Here is a 17,716-nt window from a genome sequence, read left to right as displayed (position 1 = left end):
CGGATTTGCGGCAGCGCATCGAAATTTCGCAATGTAGCGGATGCTTAAAAGAGAAATGATTTAATCGCTCCGATAGTGGGGGAAAACCCTTAACTATCAAACACTTCGAAGGGATTTTCATCTCCGGGCCTTGTAAATGGCGACTCCATTCGCGCAAACTAGCGGCGGAATGAAAAGTCGTGACGGAAAATCCAACTCAGAAGTGGGGCGTGTGATGCGAGACAAGGAAGAGAAACGCGTCGACAGCGGCCGCCGTACCTGGCTGATTGCGACATCCGTAGCAGGTGGCGTGGGAGGCGTAGCCACCGTCATACCTTTCGCGGCGTCGCTTGCGCCGTCCGCGAAAGCGAAAGCGGCCGGTGCACCGGTCGAAGTCGACATCAGCGGGCTGAAGCCTGGTGAAATGGTCACGGTGCCGTGGCGCGGCAAGCCGGTGTGGATCCTGAACCGCACCGACGCAATGCTGGCCGACGTGGTCAAGGCCGACAAGGAAGTGGCCGATCCGACCACCGAAAAGCCCTATACGATGCCGTTGCCCGCGTATTGCGCGAACGAATATCGCGCGCGGGCCGATCGCAAGAACATTCTCGTCGTGATGGCCGTGTGTACGCACCTCGGCTGCACGCCAAGCCAACGCTTCACGCCGGGTCCGCAGCCGAACCTGCCGGACGACTGGCCGGGCGGTTTCCTCTGCCCGTGCCATGGTTCGACCTACGACCTCGCCGGCCGTGTGTTCAAGAACAAACCGGCGCCTCAGAATCTCGACATCCCGCCCTACATGTTCACGTCGGCAACGACCCTCGTGATCGGCAAGGACGAGAAAGGAGAAGCGTGATGGCCGACAACAAGGAAGTCTCCACGACAGGTCTCACCGGCTGGATCGATCAGCGCTTCCCGCTCACGTCCACCTGGAAGAAGCACGTTTCCGAGTACTACGCGCCGAAGAACTTCAACTTCTGGTACTTCTTCGGCTCCCTCGCGCTGCTGGTGCTCGTCAACCAGATCGTCACCGGCATCTTCCTGACGATGAACTACAAGCCCGACTCGACGCTCGCGTTCGCGTCGGTCGAGTACATCATGCGCGAGGTGCCGTGGGGCTGGTTGATCCGCTACATGCACTCCACGGGTGCGTCGATGTTCTTCGTGGTCGTCTACCTGCACATGTTCCGCGGGCTGCTCTACGGGTCGTACCGCAAGCCGCGCGAGCTCGTGTGGATCTTCGGCTGCGCGATCTTCCTGTGCCTGATGGCCGAGGCGTTCTTCGGCTACCTGCTGCCGTGGGGCCAGATGTCGTTCTGGGGCGCGCAGGTGATCGTGAACCTGTTCTCGGCGATCCCGTTCGTCGGCCCTGACCTGTCGCTGTGGATTCGCGGCGACTACGTCGTGTCGGACGTCACGCTGAACCGCTTCTTCGCGTTCCACGTGATCGCGATTCCGCTCGTGCTGGTCGGCCTCGTGATCGCGCACCTCGTCGCGCTGCACGAAGTGGGCTCGAACAACCCGGACGGCATCGAGATCAAGGCGAAGAAAGACGAGAACGGCGTGCCGCTCGACGGCATCCCGTTCCACCCGTACTACTCGGTGCACGATTTCCTCGGCGTGTGCGGGTTCCTGATGGTGTTCGCGCTGATCGTGTTCTTCTCGCCGGAGATGGGCGGCTACTTCCTCGAGGCGAACAACTTCGTCCCGGCGAACCCGCTGCAGACGCCGCCCGAGATCGCGCCGGTCTGGTACTTCACCGCGTTCTACGCGATGCTGCGCGCGACCACCGACCCGTTCAAGATCGTGCTGATGCTCGTGATCGTGCTGCTCGGCGTGCTCGCGCTGATCCGCGCGCGCGGCAAGTGGAAGGTCGGCCTGCCGGTGCTGGCCGCGGCGATCGTCGTGTTCATGTACCTGACGGAGTCGAAGTTCTGGGGCGTCGTCGTGATGGGTTCGGCGGTGATCACGCTGTTCTTCCTGCCGTGGCTCGACCGCAGCCCGGTGAAGTCGATCCGCTACCGGCCGCTGTTCCACAAGGTGTTCCTCGGGATCTTCGTCGTGGCGTTCCTGACCCTCGGGTTCCTCGGCACGCGGCCGCCATCGCCGGCTTCGACGCTGATCGCGCAGGCCTGTGCGCTGATCTACTTCGCGTTCTTCCTCGGCATGCCCGTCTGGACGCCGCTTGGCACGTTCAAGCAGCCGCCGGAGCGGGTGCGCTTCAAGCCCCATTAACGTGAGCGAGGAGAGAACGACATGAAGAAACTGCTTTCGACACTCGCGCTGATCGGGGCGACCGCCTGTGCGCTGCTGGCGGCGCCGGCGGTTCGGGCGGAAGGTAATTTTCCGCTCGACCGGGCGCCCGATAACACGGAAAATCTCGTTTCGCTTCAGCACGGCGCGCAATTGTTTGTAAACTATTGCCTGAACTGCCACAGCGCGAACCTGATGCGCTACAACCGTCTGACGGATCTGGGCATATCCCAGAAGGAGATCGAAAAGAATCTCCTGTTCACGACCGACAAGGTCGGCAACACGATGTCCGTCGCGATGCGGCCCGAAGACGCGAAGAACTGGCTCGGCACCTCGCCGCCCGACCTGTCGGTCGAGGAGCGCGCGCGCGGCCGCGACTGGCTGTATACGTATCTGCGGAGCTTCTACCGCGACGATACACGGCCGAGCGGCTGGAACAACGCGGTGTTCGAGAACGTCGGCATGCCTCATGTACTGTGGCAGCTGCAGGGGCAGCGCACCGCCAAATTCGAAGACAAGACGGACGAGGAGACGGGCGAGAAGGTCCATACGCTCGTCGGCTTCCAGCAGGTCACACCGGGGACACTGTCCGCGGTGGATTATGATTCTGCGGTTGCCGACCTGGTGGCGTACATGACCTGGATGTCCGAGCCGGCTCAGCAGACCCGCAAACGCCTCGGCGTATGGGTGCTGATCTTTCTCGGTGTCCTGACTTTCCTGGCCTGGCGGCTCAATGCCGCGTACTGGAAAGATATCAAGTAATCACGCCTGACCGGCGTGGGGCCGGCGCAAGGTGGAACCCCGGAAGGGGTTCGCCGCGTGCCGGCCCTCGGCTTTTTTGAGGAAACGCAAACATGATGGTTCTGTATTCCGGCACAACTTGCCCGTTCTCCCAGCGTTGCCGGCTGGTGCTGTTCGAGAAGGGCATGGACTTCGAAATCCGTGACGTCGACCTGTTCAACAAGCCGGAAGACATTTCGGTGATGAACCCGTACGGTCAGGTGCCGATCCTGGTCGAGCGCGACCTGATCCTGTACGAATCGAACATCATCAACGAGTACATCGACGAGCGCTTCCCGCATCCGCAACTGATGCCGGCCGACCCCGTGCAGCGCGCACGTGCACGCCTGTTCCTGCTCAACTTCGAGAAGGAGCTGTTCGTCCACGTCAGCACGCTCGAGAACGAGAAGGGCAAGGCAGCGGAGAAGAACCACGAGAAGGCACGCCTCGCGATCCGCGATCGCCTGACGCAGCTCGCGCCGATCTTCGTGAAGAACAAGTACATGCTCGGCGAGGAATTCTCGATGCTCGACGTCGCGATCGCGCCGCTGCTGTGGCGTCTGGATCACTACGGCATCGAGCTGTCGAAGAACGCGGCGCCGCTGATGAAGTACGCCGAGCGGATCTTCAGCCGTCCGGCCTACATCGAAGCACTGACGCCGTCCGAAAAGGTCATGCGTCGTTGATGGTGCAATGAGTGCATGACGGAGAGGGCGGCGCGGCGTGCCGCGCCCCCGCTCCGGGTTCGAGGATTGTGATGCAAGAGATTTCAACGAAGCCTTATCTGCTGCGCGCGTTGTACGAGTGGTGCACCGATAACGGTTACACGCCGCATATCGCGGTGAGGGTCGACAACTCGACGCGCGTACCGCGTCAGTTCGTGCGTGACGGCGAGATCGTGCTCAACATCAGCTTCGAGGCGACGAGCCAGTTGCAGATGGGCAACGAGTGGATCGAGTTCACGGCCCGGTTCTCCGGGAAGGCGCACAAGATCGAGATTCCGGTTGCCAACGTGCTCGCGATCTATGCGCGCGAGAACGGGCAGGGCATGGCGTTCCAGGTCGATGCGGTCGCGGGCGAAGGCGCGGATTCGGGTGCGTTCGACGATGAAGCCGCGCAGGCGGATGAGGCGCCGCGCGACGAATCGCCTGCCGTATTGACGCCGGTGGCCGACAGCGGCGCGAACGAGGAGCCCTCCGAAGGCGCCGACGAACCGCCGAAAACCGACGGCGATGGCGACGGTTCAAAAGGTGGCAGCAGACCTCGCCTCAAGATCGTGAAATGAGGTAGAATCTCGCGCTACGCCGGCTTAGCTCATCTGGTAGAGCAGTTGATTTGTAATCATCAGGTGGCGGGTTCGAGTCCTGCAGCCGGCACCACATTGAACGAAGGGCTACGAGATCCTGTCTCGTAGCCCTTTGTCGTTTTCAGGCCAGTTTCCAGCAGGCCTGATGAACAGGCAGACCTCGCCGATCTGCATCACATCTGCCTGAACAACCCCGCATACGCGCGACTGACCGGCAGCATCTCCCGCTGCCCGTGCACACGGATCCGCAATCTTCCCAACAGATCGCGTTCGACGCGATCGATCGCTGCGTACGCAACGATCACGCCGCGATGCACCTGCGCGAAACGCTCTGGATCGAGCCGCTGCATCAGTTCCTTCAGCGGCGTGCGAATCACGAGCCGTTCGCCGGCCGTGACGACTTCCGTGTATTTCTCCGACGCCTGGAAGTACAGCACGTCGTCGACCGAGACGAGCCGCGTCGCATCCTTCACGCCGACCGTCAGCCAGCGGATCGGTGCCGCCTCTCTCGCTTGCGCCGCCTGTGCGAGCGCATCGGCCTGCGCAAGCGCCGGCCCGCCGCGCTGCAGCTTCGCGATACAGCGCAGCAGCCGCTCGTCCGTCACCGGCTTCAGCAGGTAGTCGACCGCCGCACGATCGAACGCGTCGACCGCGTATTCGTCATAGGCCGTGACGAACACGACGTGCACGTCGGGTGCCAGCGCCGCGAGCTTCAGCCCGTCGATGCCGGGCATCCGGATGTCGAGAAACGCGATGTCCGGGCGCGGCGACGCGTTCAGCGCGGCCAGCGTGTCGATGCCGTTGCGCGGCATCGCGACGATATCCAGTTCGGGCCAGAGCTGATCCAGCCGCTGCGCGAGGGCGGCGGACAGGTTCGGTTCGTCGTCGGCGATGAGGGCGGTCGGCATGTCAGTCGATCGGAATCAGCAGGGTAGCGGTGACGCCATGCGCGGCGGCGGTGTTCGTCTCGACGCAGACGCGGCCGCGCTCGCCGTGCAGCGTCCGGATGCGCGCGGCGACGTTGGCAAGGCCGACGCCGCCATGCAGGTGCGTGTCGCTTTTGCCGAGGCCGACGCCGGTATCGATCACGTTCAGTTCGAGGCTGCCGCCGCGCATCCTGCCGCGAATCACGATCACGCCGCCGTCGATCGACGGCTCGATCCCGTGCAGCAGCGCATTCTCGACGAGCGGTTGCAGCAGCAGCGGCGAGAACGGCAGCGCATGCAGATCCGCCTGCACGTCGATCGCATACGAAAGCCGTTCGCCGAGCCGGATCGTCGCGATCTTCAGCAACGCGTCGACGAGCTCGAGCTCCTCGCCGAGCGTCGACGTCGCATCGCGCGTGCGTCGCAGGCTCGCGCGCAGGTAGCGGTTCAGGCTGTCGAGCATCGTCGACGCGCGCGCCGGATCGCGCTCGATCAGGCTCTGCACGTTCGCGAGCGTATTGAACAGGAAGTGCGGCTCGATCTGCGCCTGCAGCAGCGCCAGGCGCGCGGCCGTCTCGGCCTGGCGCGCTTCGGCGGCTTCGCGGCGCTCGGTCTCGAGCGTCGCGCGCATGCGCATCGACTGCAGGAACAGCGACACGCACACGAACAGGATCGCCGAGATGAGAAACGACGGCCCGTAGTTGTCCCACGTGCCGATGTGCGCGCGCCCGAATACGTGCGGCACGTTTCCGCTGATGATCGCTGCCGTGATCTCGAAACCGATGAGCACGCTGGCCGGTGCGATCACGATGGCCTTGAGTGCGAGCCCCGGCTTGTGCGGCAGAAGCCAGTCGGCGGCGTGACTGAGCAGCAGCGCGGAGAAACCGATCGCGTTGGCGACGACGAGGTCGGGCAACAGCGGTTCCTGGAAATGGAGCGCCCAGAAACCCAGGCCGACGACCGAGTTGAAGCACGCGAACGCGAGCAGTGCGGCCGGATCGCGCAACAATCGCGGTGCCGCGCTGGCGGGTGGCGGCGAAATCGGCGAAGGGTCGGACGTGGCTCGCATGGTGTCGGGTGAGGAGGGCGCGCGGTGCGCCGATGGTCTGACCTTACTGCCGGGCAGGCCGACTGCGCACGCATTGCGACGAACGGCGCGCGGCCTCGACGAAGCGCGTCGGCTGCCGACGGTTGGCCGGTTTCCGTCACGAGTGTAGTGGAAGGGGCGGCGGAAGGACACCGCGCGCGGCCGGTGTCGCGTCGAGCATGAGGCGCCGGCCGGCTGGTCGAAGGCGGGCCTTTCGGTTCGGAAGTGGCGGGCCTCCGGATTCGTGGGCGCATCGGTCCGCTCGATCAGCCGAACGACCGTCGCCGCGACGCGCCACTCGTCCGCGAATTCCGGCCGCCCGTCGCAAGCCCCGCCGCCTGCCGGGATCGGGCAGTACGGTGTTGCCGTGTCCATTCCGATCAGGCGACTCCGACCATGTCCGCGCTCCTTCACCTGAAACCATACGTGTACGTGATGTTTTGCGTGCTGCTCTATATCGGCATCAAGCGCTGTTTCTCGCGCGAGGTGTCGGCTGTCCGACCGCTGATCTCGCCGGTCGCGTTCGGGATGCTCGGCATCGTCAGCCTGAACGGACGCTTTCCGCATGCGGGCATTGACGCGAACGCAGTCGCGCTGGCGGCCGTCCTCGGCGGCGCGGCGCTGGGCTGGCTGCACGCGAGCCGGTGGCGGCTCGCGTTCCGTCCGGCCTCGTCGGGCCTGCGCGTGCGCCTGCCCGGCGATGCGAGCCTGCTCGTCACGCTGATGCTGACGTTCGTCGCCGAAACCGGCATCCATTACGCGGTCGCCGTGCATGCGCCGTGGGCGGCGACGGGCGGCTTCGTGATGCTGTCGTTCGCGGTATGGGGCGTGCTCGTCGGGATGACGCTCGGGCGCGCGGTGAACGTGGTCATGCGCTGCATGCGCCATGCGAACGGATCGAAGCATGGGAGTTTCCCGTATTCGGTCGATTCGCGATGAAGGGGGCGAAACGGCCCGTGAACTGGCAACTGACGGCCTGACAGGCGATACGCCCAGTCTTCGTCACTCGTGGCGGCATCGAACCGAAACGGCATGCGACGCGCCCCGTTTTCCTGTCACGGTCGCGTCATGGGGCGCCCATAACGTTGCACGTTCCCGTCGCGGCGGCACCGCCGGACCGGGAACGTGCGCAACCCGCTCGCGACGACGTGCCCGCGTCGCAGATGGGGGCCGACCGGGATCTCGCTCCCGGCGGCGCAGCGGTCATGCATCGCGCCATTTCATTCGAAAATACGATCGACGACGGTTCGAACCGGACCGCGGACGATCAGGAGACAGGGACCATGCTGAGTCCGCATGAATTCTCGATGCTGTTGCGCGTCGCGCGTGCGCCGGACAGCGTCGATCCGTCGAATCCGGCCTTCACCGTGCTGGTCGAGAAGCGGCTGGTCGACGATACGCAGGTGCGTGTGAATGCCGTGGCCGCGCGCCCGGCGCTGACACCGATCGGCCAGATGCTGCTGGCGCGCTTCGACGAAGCGGCTTGAGGGGAAGCGTCACGCCTTCATCGAGACGAAGGGCGTGACGCATTGAAGCGCCGGGCCGCTTACTGCGCGACCGGCACGGTCACGTCGCTGCCGAACCAGTGCATCGAGATCTTCTTCAGCGTGCCGTCCTTGTGCAGCGAATCGAGCGCGTCGTTGATCGCTTTCTCGAACTTCGGGTTGCCCTTGCGGAACGGGATCGCCATTTCCTGCTTGCCGCCGTTCAGCACCGCGCCCGCGCGCAGCGGCAGGTTCGACGTCTTGATCATGTACGGCAGCATCAGGCGGTCGTCGAGCGTCGCCTCGATCCGGCCCGCGGCGAGGTCGCGCAGCTTCTCCGGCGCGCCCGGGTACGTCTGCACCTCGATGCCCGGCACGGTGCGGGCCATCTGGTCATAGTTGGTGCCGAGCGTCACGCCGAGCTTCTTGCCCTTGAAGTCGTCGAGCGACTTGAAGTTGCGCGTGTCGTCCTTGCGCTGGATCAGCTGGGCGGCCGAGTACGTGTACGGCTGGCTGAAGTCGAGCGCTTCCTTGCGCTGCGGCGTGATCGTGACCTGGTTGACGATCACGTCGAATTTGCCGGCCTGCAGGCCTGCGATGATGCCGCTCCATTCGGTCGGGACGAACTGCGTCTTCACGCCGAGCTTGCCGGCGACCGCGTTCGCAACGTCGACGTCGAAGCCTTCGAGCTGGCCCGACGTGCCGCGCGAGTTGAACGGCGGGTACGTGCCTTCGAGGCCAACGCGCAGCACGCCGGCTTTCTTCACTGAATCGAGCAGGTCGTCCGCGTGCGCGGCAACGGCCGTGAAGCCGAGGGCCGACGCAAGCAGCAGGCCCGACAGCAGGAACTTCGAACGTTTCATCGCAGATCTCCAGTGGTCAGCGTGGTGTGGGGTGAGCGCCGGCGCCGGGTGGGCGCGGCGGGCCGCAAGACGGGCACGTAGACACTACTCGCAACCGGGCCGCGCCGGAAGTCGAATTGGCCCTGATTGAAAGCGATTTCATGGGGGGCTGAAGACGACAAACAGCAGATGGGATCGTCACGGGCAGGGCCGGTTGGCGGCGCGCAACCGGCCTGCGCGGCCCGTACGAACTGGTTTCGATTGTCGAGAAAATGTTCTTTTAAATCAGGTCATTTTTCCAAATCGTGCCGTAATTTGTCTGTAAAATCGCGCGGGAGAAATCGAACACTGCGCCATCCGAGGGCGCGTCAAAAGAAAAAAGGCCGTTCATGAACATGCAGAACTCAATCGCCGCCTTGCGCGGCGGATTGCTTCAGCAGGATCGGTTGCTGAAGCTCGATACGCCATTGGGGCCCAACGTCCTGACCGTTCAGCGGGCAGTCGGCCGCTCACGAATCGGGCGCGCGTACGAGTTCACGCTCGACGTGCTGTCGACCGACAGCGATGTCGAACTCAAAAGGCTGATTGCGCAGCCCGTCACGCTTTGGATCCAGCAGGCTGATCTCGGCTATCGGCCGATCAACGGCTACGTGCACACTGCACGTCGGCTCGGCGCCGACGGCGGGCTCACGACGTATCAGCTCGCGTTCGCCGATTTCACCCACTTCCTGAAGTTTCGTCGCGATCAGCGGCTCTGGAACGACACGACCGTCGACCAGATCATCAGCGACGTGCTGAACCAGCATCCGCAGGCGCAGGGCCATTTCCGCTTCGCGCTGACGAAGCCGCTGCCGAACCGCTCCTACACGCGCCAGCACGACACCGACTGGCATTTCGTGCATCGGCTGATGGAGAACGAGGGGCTCTACTGCGCATGGCAGCAGGCCGACGACGGCAAGTCGCATACGCTCGTCATCACCGACAACCTGCAGGCGTTCGCGCCGCTGTCGCCGGAAACCGTGCGTTTCTATCGCGGCGACGCGGCCAGCGAACCCGACGCGTTCACGCAATGGTCGGGTACGCGCACGCTGCAGAGCGTGACGCGTACGACGCGCACGTTCGACTACAAGAATCCTTCGCAGCCGTCGAACCCGAAAGGCACGTCGCTGCCGACGATGGGCGGCCAGGGCGAGTTGCCGGATCAACTCGAAGTCTACGAGTACACGGGCGCCTACACCTATCTCGACCAGACGCGCGGCGACCATCTGACGAAGATCAAGATGGAGGAGTGGGAGTCGCGGGCGAAGCGTTTCCATGCCGCGGGCGGAGTGCGCGCGATCGATGCCGGCCGGCGCTTCACGCTGGCCGACCATCCCGAGCACGATCGTGATCCCGCCGATCAGCGCGAATTCGCCGCGATCGAGGTGGCGTGGTGGATCGAGAACAACCTGCCCGTCGCAAGCGACAGCGCGGACTTTCCGTACAGCCTGCGCGAAGCGTTGACGCAGGCACAGGACAACTACGGTACCGATCCCGCGTTTCGCGTGCAGCACGACGACGGATCGGCCGGCTTCTATCTCGTCGAAGTCGAAGCGCAGCGCGTGAGCGTGCCGTATCGCAGCCCGTTCGAGCATCACAAGCCGGACATGCATCTCGAGACGGCGATCGTCGTCGGGCCGCAGGGCGAGGAGGTCTATACCGACGAGTTGAACCGGATCCGCGTGCAGTTCGTGTGGGACCGGTTGAATCCGGGTAACGAGAACGCGTCGTGCTGGGTGCGCGTCGTGCAGTCGGATACGGGCGGCGGCTACGGCGGCGTGCACGTGCCGCGTATCGGCGAGGAAGTGCTGATCGACTACGTCGGCGGCGATTGCGACCGGCCGCTCGCGGTCGGGCGCGTGTACAACGGCGCGAACCAGCCGCAGTGGCATACCGACGGGATCCTGTCCGGGTATCGGTCGAAGGAGTATTCGGGCGGCGGCTACAACCAGCTCGTGATGGACGACGCGACCGGGCAGAACCGCGTGCAACTGATGAGCAGCAGCGCGAACAGCCTGCTGCATCTGGGCTACATCATCGACCAGAGCGGCAATTCGCGCGGGTCGTATCTCGGCAGCGGGTTCGACCTGCGCTCGGATGCGTACGGCGCGGTGCGGGCGAGCCAGGGCCTGTACGTGACGACGCACCCGAAGGCGGCGAACAGCCAGCCGCTCGACGTGAAGGAAGCGCAGCAGCAGCTCGTGACGGGCGAGAGCCTCGTCGAGGCGATGTCGGGCGTGAGCGAGCAGCATCAGGCGGAAAGCCTGAAGGACGCGCAGGACACGATGCGCGCGTTCACGGATGCGACGCAGGACAGCGCATCGGGCAGCGCGTCGGGCGGGCGCACGGCCGGCGGCGGCACGGGTAACGCGAACGCGTTCAAGGAGCCGGTGATGCTGTTCGGCAGCCCGTCGGGGATCGGGATGTCGACGCAGCAGTCGGTGCATGTGGTCGCGAACGATCACGTGAACGTGGCGAGCGGGCAGAGCGTGCACGTCGCGGCGGGCAAGTCGCTGATCGGCAGCATCGGGCAGAAACTGAGCCTGTTCGTGCAGAACGCGGGGATGAAGCTGTTCGCGGGCAAGGGCAAGGTGGAGATCCAGGCGCAGTCGGACAACATCGAGGTGACCGCGCAGAAGGCGGTGAAGGTGGTGTCGGCGACGGACCGGATCGAGATCGCGGCCGATCAGGGGATTCTGCTGACGAGCGGCGGCGGGTATATCCGGATCCAGGGTGGAAACATCGAGATTCATGCACCCGGTGCGATCGATGTGAAGGGCGCGTCGCATACGTTCGCGGGGCCGGCGAGCATGGGTTATCCGTTGCCGAGCCCGCGGCCGGATCAGCCGGGGCAACTGGAGTTGTTCCACAAGTATGTGAACGGCGAGGCGGTCAAGGGCGGGTTGTTCACGGTGAAAGACGTGAACGGCGCCGTGCTCAAGAAGGGCGCGCTCGACAACGGCGGGTATACGGTCGTGAGCGGGCTGCCGCCGGGCGCGGTGCGCGTCGAGTTCGGCAAGGATCCGCGCGAGTCGGATCAGCCGGCGAATTACTTCAAGCAGGCGAAGTGGCCGGCGGAGCCGATCGAGCCGTCGCCGGAGGCCGCACAGGCTGCGGCGACGGGGCAGCTAGCCAGCCAGTTGCAAGGGATGGCGCCTGCCGCGGCGACGGCTGCGATGGGGCTCGTGAGCGGCGGTGGTGCCGGTGCGGCGTTGGGCGGACTGGCGAGTTCCGCGTTGCCGGCGGCGGCAGGTGCGCTAGGCGGGGCAGGTGCGGTGTCTGCCTTGCAGACGGCTTCGAGCCTGGGCAGCGCCGCGAAGCAGGTGGCCGGGATGGTGCAGGCCGCGCGGCAGGGCGGCCTTGCGGCGCTGGCCGCACCGGTGGCGAATGCGGCTTCCGGAGCATTGCAGGGGGCGCTGCCGGGTGTTGCGGGAATCGCTGGCAAGGGCGCCACGACGGTGGCGTCCGCTGCCGGGGCCACCGGCATGAAGCTGCCGACGAGCGGGTTCGGCGGACCGCTGAAATCCTGAGAGGGCGGCGCCTCAGCCGTCTAGAACAACAATTCGTGACTTGAACGAAGAACGACATGGCACAACAGCTTCCACCTGGCGCTGAGAAGGAACAGGCCGTTACCTGGCTCAGCGATGTTTCGGCCAAGGACGTCGCGGCAGTCGGCAACCGCTTTGACGCGTGGTTGCGCAAGATCAGCGGCAACCACATCACATTCGAGGACGTGAAGACGTTTGCCGGTGCTGTGCCGATTGTCGGCAACATCATGGCAATGGTTGACGCGCTCGGCGATATCGCCGAAATCGTCGAGAAGCGCGGCGGTCAGGTGCTCGATTACATGAGCCTCGCGATCAACCTGCTCGGCATCATTCCGATTCCGCCGACGCTCGCACCATTCCGGATGTCGGCGCGCCCGCTGCTCGCACTCGTTCGCCACGAATTGCTGATGACGCGCAACAATCTCGGCGCAGCGATCATCTCCGTGCTGGTGACGCACATCAACGCGACGTGCGCGACCGAGATCGAGGATTTCCTCAACAAGCTGAAGGCCGGCCTCGTCGAACTGCTCAACGGATGCGCGTCGAAATGCGAGGAGCTGATGATCGCGCTGGCGACCGGCATGGACAAGGCGCTGCACGGACAGCTCTTCGATGCCAACGCCAATCTGAAACGCCAGCAGCAGCTCGCGAAGAAGATGGCGGACAACCGGCCCTGGTACAGCCCCAGTCGGGTGGGTGACGGCATCCAGTTCGCGTACGAGGGCACGAAGGCGCTCGGCAAGAAGGTCGCGAACAAGACTGCGGGCACGATGGCGAAACTCGCGCCGGATGCCTGGCTCGAGCCGTTTCGCGGCACGGTGACCTTCCTTCGGAGCGAAGCGCCGAAGATCGCGACGTCGATCCGTTCGCTCGCCGGCAGCGAAGAAGGCAAGATGATGTGGCTGGTTTTGCAACTGATCGAGGCTGTCGGGCGCGTCAAGGCACGCGCGAAGCTTCACGAGCAGAGTGCGGACGTCAAGGTGGGCGGAAGGAGCCAGGCGAAGAAAACGCGTGGGCAGGAAGGGCTCGAGAAGACCAATGGTCAGGCGCCGGCGGAGGGGCCGGGGAAGAGCGGATGCAAGGCATGCGGGCTGGGTGCGTCGCCGGCTTCGATCGATTTCGCGTTCGGCGATGAAACGTTCTCGCACGTGGATTTCGAGTTGCCGGGCGCGCTGCCGCTCGTCTGGGAGCGTACCTATCGCTCGCGGCTCTCCGCGTATGACGATGGCGAACTGGGCGCGCGCTGGATTACGCCGTATACGACCCGGATCGATATCGATAACGGACGGTGGATCTATCGCGATGCGGAAGGGCGCAGCATCGACTATCCGGCGCTCGCGGTCGGCGCGGTGCACGACGACCTGTCGGAGAACCTGACGCTGTCGCGTCTCGACGAGACGTGGGTGACGATCGCCTACGGTCACGTCGCGCTGCATGTGTACGAGCGCCGCGGCGACGCGTTCCGGCTCGCGATGCAGAAGGACCGCGCAGGCAATACGATCACGCTCGACTACGATACGCTCGATCGCCTCGCGCGACTGATCGACGCGAGCGGCAACGTGCTCGCGTTCGAGCACGACAAGCACGGCCGCATCGTGCAGATCGAGCAGGTGCTGAAGGACGGCGGGCGCCGTGCTCTGGCGAGCTACGAATACGATGGCGAAGGCGATCTCGTGCGCGCGGTCGATCGCCATCGCAACGCCCGGACCTATCAGTACCATCGCCATCTCGTGACGCGCTATACCGATCGCACGGGGCGCGGCATGACGCTCGAGTGGGACGGCGCGGATGCGGACGACAATGCGGACGCGAAGTGCATCCGCGAATACGCGGACGACGGCAGCCTCGATATCCGGCTCGCGTGGAATCCGAATATCCGCCTGACCTATGTGACCGATGCGCTGGGCCAGATGACGCGGTACTACTTCAACATCCACGGCTACGTGTACCGGATCGTCTATCCGGACGGCAACCAGGAGTGGTTCCGGCGCGATGCCCATCACAATCTGGTGCTGCACATCCGCCAGGATGGCAGCATCGAGCGGAGGGAGTACGACGCACGCGGCAATCTCGTTCAGCATGAGCGCGCGGACGGCAGCGTCGTCGAGATGGCGTACGACGACAAGGACCAGATGGTTCGCCTCGTCGATCCGAACGGGTACGTGTGGCAGCGGAAGTATGACGATGCGGGCAATCTCGTAGAGGAAACGGATCCGCTCGAGCGTGTGACGAAGTACGTCTACAACGACCAGGGGCTGCCGGTGAAAATCACCGATGCCAAGGGCGGGTCGAAGTCGATCGAATACACCGACGCTGGGCAATTGGCGAGCTATACCGATTGCTCCGGGAAAAAGACGGAGTGGCGGTACGACGACGTTGGCCGCGTGTCCGAATCAAAGGATGCGTCCGGCGGCGTCGTTGCCTATGGCTATGGTTCGAACGGACAGTTGACCGAGATTCGTTCGCCCGCCGGCGTCGAGCGAGTGCAATACGATCCCGAGGGCCGGCTGCTGCGGCACACCGATCAACTCAACCGGTCGACCGGATACAGCTACGATGCCGCCGGCCGGATCGCGAGCCGCGCGGATGCGCTAGGGCAGACGCTGGCGTATCGCTACGATCGACTGGGCCGGCTGAGCGCGCTGACCGATGCGAACCTTGCGACGTACCAGTTTCGCTACGACCCGGCGGGGCGCCTGATCGAGGAAGTCGGCTTCGACGGGAAGTCGACGCGTTATCGATACGATCAGGAAAGCGGCAGTCTCGCTTCCGTCGACGAGGCGGGGTGCGTGACGTCGATCGATTCTGACGCGTACGGCCGCTTGCTGAAGCGGGTTGCGGGGGAGCGCGAAGAGTGCTTTGCCTACGATCCGGGCGGCCGGTTGATCGAGGCGGTGAATCGATACAGCCGTGTCCAGTTCTTCTTCGATCCGGTCGGCAATTTGGTGCGCGAGCATCACGCCTACGATCTGTTCGGCGAGCGGCGCAGCTATGTGTGGCATCACGAATACGACGAACTCGGCAATCGGCGGAAGACCGTGCGGCCGGATGGCCACACGGTCGACTGGCTGATGTATGGCTCGGGGCATGTGCATGGAATGCTGCTGGACGGCGAGGAGCGCGTGCAGTTCGAGCGTGACGACCTGCACCGGGAAACCGTGCGCGTGCTGTCGAGCGAAGTCGGGCAGCGCACGACCTACGATCCGGCGGGGCGAGTATTGCAGCAGACGGTTCAGCGGTCGACGTCGCCCGTGCCTTTGGTCGAACGTCGGTATCGCTACGACGCGGCGGGGCAGTTGTCGCGCATCGAGGACAGCCGCAAGGGCGGGACGGACTATCGCTACGATCCGGTCGGCCGATTGATCGAGGCGATCAGTCCGGTCGCGAAGGAGCGGTTTGCGTTCGATCCGGCGAGCAACATCATCGATCCGGTGCAGGCGAGAGAGGTGCCGGCGTCGCGGCCGAGCCCGGTGAGGGCGGAAAGCACGTTGCCGGTCGATGTGCCGAAGGTGCTGGGCAACCTGTTGAAGTCCTATGCGGGGGCGCACTTCGAGTACGACGCGCGCGGGAACCTGGTGCGCAAACGCACGCCGGCGGGTGAGCAGGAGTACGAGTGGGACGAATTCAATCGCCTGCTGTCGGCGCGGGTCGCCGAGGCGTCGAGGCAGAGCCAGTCGCGGTATTTCTACGACGCGTTCGGCCGGCGGATCGCGAAGGAGGTGAACGGCGAGCGCACGGTGTTCGGGTGGGACGGCGACGCGCTGGCGTATGAAAGCGATGGCGAGCGCGGGACGCACTATATCTACGAGCCGGGGACGTTCGTGCCTCTGGTGCAGTACGTGGCCGAGCCGGTTGAAGGGATCGAGACGCCGGAGTGGAAGAGTACCGACCGGTATGTGCCGGAGGAGGATCCGCTGCAGAAGGTGCCGGAACGGCGGGCCGGCGCGAAGCTGTTCTATTACCACTGTGACCAGATCGGCACGCCGCAGCTTCTCACGGATGACTATGGGGACGTGGTGTGGGAGGCGTCGTACAAGGCGTGGGGGGAAGCGCGGGAGGTGATTGCGCGGGCCTCGAAGGCGGCGGGGATCGTACCGAAGAATCCGTTACGGTTTCAGGGGCAGCAGGTTGATGAGGAGTCGGGGCTCGCTTATAACCGGTATCGGTACTATGATCCGACCGTCGGGCGATACGTTTCGACAGACCCCATAGGCCTGCGCGGTGGTATTAATCTGCATCAGTACGCGCCCAATCCAATCGAGTGGGTTGACCCGCTGGGTCTCGCTCGGTTGGGAGGCGGTAGGAATATCGGGGAGCAGTCCCGTACCAAGTGCCCCAAGTGTTGTCCTGATACGTCGAACCTTCATGGGCCATTCCATAGAGTCGAGTCTCCGACGCAGCCACCAGAGCGAGCCGCCGAACAGGAAGCAACTGGCGTCCATACGGGCACCGCTTCTCACAAGGGGATGGGTGTCGTTCGAATCAATGCCTACGATGGCCCACTTCCGGATGGACAGCGAGGACTCGAGTTTTATACGCCAGCTAAACCGACGAGTGTGATTCCCGGCGGCTTAGTGACGTGGCACCCGGGCCACAGCTCTCATTGCACCCTCTCAGAGAGTGGCGACGTGGCGCAAATTGCCATCACCGTAACCAAGAACACACAGAAATGACGACCTACTACCATTCCTTGGATGAGGCTTTCCGGGCTAATCCGGCCAAAATTGCAGATTGGGGGTACATCAAGTGCTCGGAGGCGGACCTAGTGAAGCGTGGGGTTGAGTTCTTCGACGACATAGAAGATCCAGGCCCCTGTCGGCGGGCAGTGTTTCTTGGACAAAAAAACACGCTGGTCGTGCTGACCATCGACAGTCATTCAAGGACGAACGCTGCAATATTCTCATCGAGCGAACGGATCGATAACGACGCTGATTTCGTGAGCGTATTCCCAGAGGAACATTCGGGGTTGACCAAGGATTTTGAAGTTGTCTACTTCGGCATCCCGACATGATTGGCATCGATGTTTGTGGGATGCGGTGCTCGTACGGGACGGAAAGGGTGCCACGGAGCCATCGTCGGATTGTGCATATTACATATGTGAGTAGGCGCTGGCACTCATACCGATAGCGTTTCGTAACCGAGTGGATACGGACTACAATCTGGCCGCCCGAACATTGTTTTGGGCGGATTTGCGTCAAAGCAGCGACTGGCCATGGCTGCATAATCCCGCTTCTCTGAACCCGTGGGAAACGGATGGGTTACTCCATGGGTGTGGCTAAATGGGCATAATCACGGCTCGCTGACACGAGCGCTGCGACTCAGGCGCTTTCGAGCACCTGCTGCGTCGGACCTATCCGTGATTTCGTGGGCGAGGCATATCATGAGGTGTAAAGGCCATGGATATGCCGATGAAGAAAAAGAGACAAACTGTAGCGCGTCAGGCAGCGGCCCGAGGGCCGCTGCCTGAACTGC

At 64.0% G+C, this 17,716-nt stretch carries 13 protein-coding genes and 1 tRNA gene; 11 read left to right on the top strand and 3 right to left on the bottom strand.

The features are described from left to right. Positions 1-214 precede the first annotated feature (214 nt). The 6 genes from petA (at position 215) to G3N96_RS19635 (ending at position 4,391) form a co-directional block, all read left to right on the top strand. On the top strand, positions 215-835 hold the full coding sequence (gene petA / locus G3N96_RS19660; RefSeq protein WP_039366620.1) for a ubiquinol-cytochrome c reductase iron-sulfur subunit: 621 nt from the start codon (positions 215-217) through the stop codon (positions 833-835). Next, on the top strand, positions 832-2,214 hold the full coding sequence (locus G3N96_RS19655; RefSeq protein ID WP_206138198.1) for a cytochrome bc complex cytochrome b subunit: 1,383 nt from the start codon (positions 832-834) through the stop codon (positions 2,212-2,214). Before petA ends, G3N96_RS19655 begins: the two co-directional genes overlap by 4 nt. A 21-nt stretch (positions 2,215-2,235) precedes the next feature. Next, positions 2,236-2,994 carry a cytochrome c1 gene (locus tag G3N96_RS19650; RefSeq protein WP_071335456.1) on the top strand — a complete coding sequence of 253 codons (759 nt, stop codon included), beginning with the start codon at positions 2,236-2,238 and terminating at the stop codon, positions 2,992-2,994. 92 nt (positions 2,995-3,086) lie between these two features. Continuing rightward, entirely contained in the window at positions 3,087-3,698 is a 612-nt protein-coding gene (locus tag G3N96_RS19645; protein WP_006400565.1) for a glutathione S-transferase N-terminal domain-containing protein, read from the top strand. 71 nt (positions 3,699-3,769) lie between these two features. Further along, entirely contained in the window at positions 3,770-4,297 is a 528-nt protein-coding gene (locus G3N96_RS19640) for a ClpXP protease specificity-enhancing factor (protein WP_206138197.1), read from the top strand. Between the two features lie 18 nt (positions 4,298-4,315). Then, positions 4,316-4,391: transfer RNA gene (locus tag G3N96_RS19635), tRNA-Thr, on the top strand. A 100-nt stretch (positions 4,392-4,491) separates the two neighbouring features. On the opposite strand, the gene G3N96_RS19630 is transcribed toward G3N96_RS19635, so the two are convergent. Both G3N96_RS19630 and G3N96_RS19625 read right to left on the bottom strand, forming a co-directional pair. After that, entirely contained in the window at positions 4,492-5,226 is a 735-nt protein-coding gene (locus G3N96_RS19630) for a LytTR family DNA-binding domain-containing protein (RefSeq protein WP_206138196.1), read from the bottom strand. A 1-nt stretch (position 5,227) separates the two neighbouring features. Then, positions 5,228-6,253: a histidine kinase gene (locus tag G3N96_RS19625; protein WP_241022737.1), complete on the bottom strand. Its 1,026-nt coding sequence runs from the start codon at positions 6,251-6,253 to the stop codon at positions 5,228-5,230. 474 nt (positions 6,254-6,727) lie between these two features. Here G3N96_RS19625 and G3N96_RS19620 point away from each other — a divergent pair, with 474 nt between their 5' ends. Together G3N96_RS19620 and G3N96_RS19615 are read left to right on the top strand one after the other, a co-directional pair. After that, entirely contained in the window at positions 6,728-7,270 is a 543-nt protein-coding gene (locus G3N96_RS19620) for a hypothetical protein (protein WP_206138194.1), read from the top strand. A 344-nt stretch (positions 7,271-7,614) separates the two neighbouring features. Beyond that, positions 7,615-7,818, top strand: coding sequence for a hypothetical protein (locus G3N96_RS19615; RefSeq protein WP_206138193.1), 204 nt, complete (start codon positions 7,615-7,617; stop codon positions 7,816-7,818). A gap of 59 nt (positions 7,819-7,877) precedes the next feature. Here G3N96_RS19615 and G3N96_RS19610 read toward each other — a convergent pair whose 3' ends face one another. Beyond that, the gene (locus G3N96_RS19610; RefSeq protein ID WP_089455481.1) at positions 7,878-8,678 is read right to left on the bottom strand and encodes a transporter substrate-binding domain-containing protein; all 801 of its coding nucleotides are present in this window, start codon (positions 8,676-8,678) and stop codon (positions 7,878-7,880) included. Between the two features lie 368 nt (positions 8,679-9,046). On the opposite strand from G3N96_RS19610, the gene G3N96_RS19605 reads away from it, so the two are divergent. The 3 genes from G3N96_RS19605 to G3N96_RS19595 are packed head-to-tail and all read left to right on the top strand — an operon-like array spanning position 9,047 to position 17,255. Beyond that, positions 9,047-12,226, top strand: coding sequence for a type VI secretion system Vgr family protein (locus G3N96_RS19605; RefSeq protein ID WP_206138192.1), 3,180 nt, complete (start codon positions 9,047-9,049; stop codon positions 12,224-12,226). Between the two features lie 56 nt (positions 12,227-12,282). Further along, entirely contained in the window at positions 12,283-16,917 is a 4,635-nt protein-coding gene (locus tag G3N96_RS19600) for an RHS repeat-associated core domain-containing protein (RefSeq protein ID WP_241022736.1), read from the top strand. Then, positions 16,914-17,255, top strand: a complete 342-nt coding sequence (locus G3N96_RS19595) for a hypothetical protein (protein ID WP_206138191.1) — start codon at positions 16,914-16,916, stop codon at positions 17,253-17,255. Before G3N96_RS19600 ends, G3N96_RS19595 begins: the two co-directional genes overlap by 4 nt. Positions 17,256-17,716 lie beyond the last annotated feature (461 nt).

The sequence above is a fragment of the Burkholderia sp. Se-20373 genome, assembly GCF_017104705.1.
In the GTDB taxonomy this organism is placed as follows: domain Bacteria; phylum Pseudomonadota; class Gammaproteobacteria; order Burkholderiales; family Burkholderiaceae; genus Burkholderia.
The sequence above is the reverse complement of the archived record's forward strand: the minus strand, read 5'-3'. Positions and strand labels throughout refer to the sequence as shown.

Excerpts from the sequence above, each read along its gene's own strand:
- petA (WP_039366620.1), top strand. The coding sequence starts at position 215 with ATGCGAGACAAGGAAGAGAAACGCGTCGACAGCGGCCGCCGTACCTGG.
- G3N96_RS19650 (WP_071335456.1), top strand. The coding sequence starts at position 2,236 with ATGAAGAAACTGCTTTCGACACTCGCGCTGATCGGGGCGACCGCCTGT.
- G3N96_RS19645 (WP_006400565.1), top strand. The coding sequence starts at position 3,087 with ATGATGGTTCTGTATTCCGGCACAACTTGCCCGTTCTCCCAGCGTTGC.
- G3N96_RS19640 (WP_206138197.1), top strand. The coding sequence starts at position 3,770 with ATGCAAGAGATTTCAACGAAGCCTTATCTGCTGCGCGCGTTGTACGAG.
- G3N96_RS19630 (WP_206138196.1), bottom strand. The coding sequence starts at position 5,226 with ATGCCGACCGCCCTCATCGCCGACGACGAACCGAACCTGTCCGCCGCC.
- G3N96_RS19620 (WP_206138194.1), top strand. The coding sequence starts at position 6,728 with ATGTCCGCGCTCCTTCACCTGAAACCATACGTGTACGTGATGTTTTGC.
- G3N96_RS19615 (WP_206138193.1), top strand. The coding sequence starts at position 7,615 with ATGCTGAGTCCGCATGAATTCTCGATGCTGTTGCGCGTCGCGCGTGCG.
- G3N96_RS19610 (WP_089455481.1), bottom strand. The coding sequence starts at position 8,678 with ATGAAACGTTCGAAGTTCCTGCTGTCGGGCCTGCTGCTTGCGTCGGCC.
- G3N96_RS19605 (WP_206138192.1), top strand. The coding sequence starts at position 9,047 with ATGAACATGCAGAACTCAATCGCCGCCTTGCGCGGCGGATTGCTTCAG.
- G3N96_RS19600 (WP_241022736.1), top strand. The coding sequence starts at position 12,283 with ATGGCACAACAGCTTCCACCTGGCGCTGAGAAGGAACAGGCCGTTACC.
- G3N96_RS19595 (WP_206138191.1), top strand. The coding sequence starts at position 16,914 with ATGACGACCTACTACCATTCCTTGGATGAGGCTTTCCGGGCTAATCCG.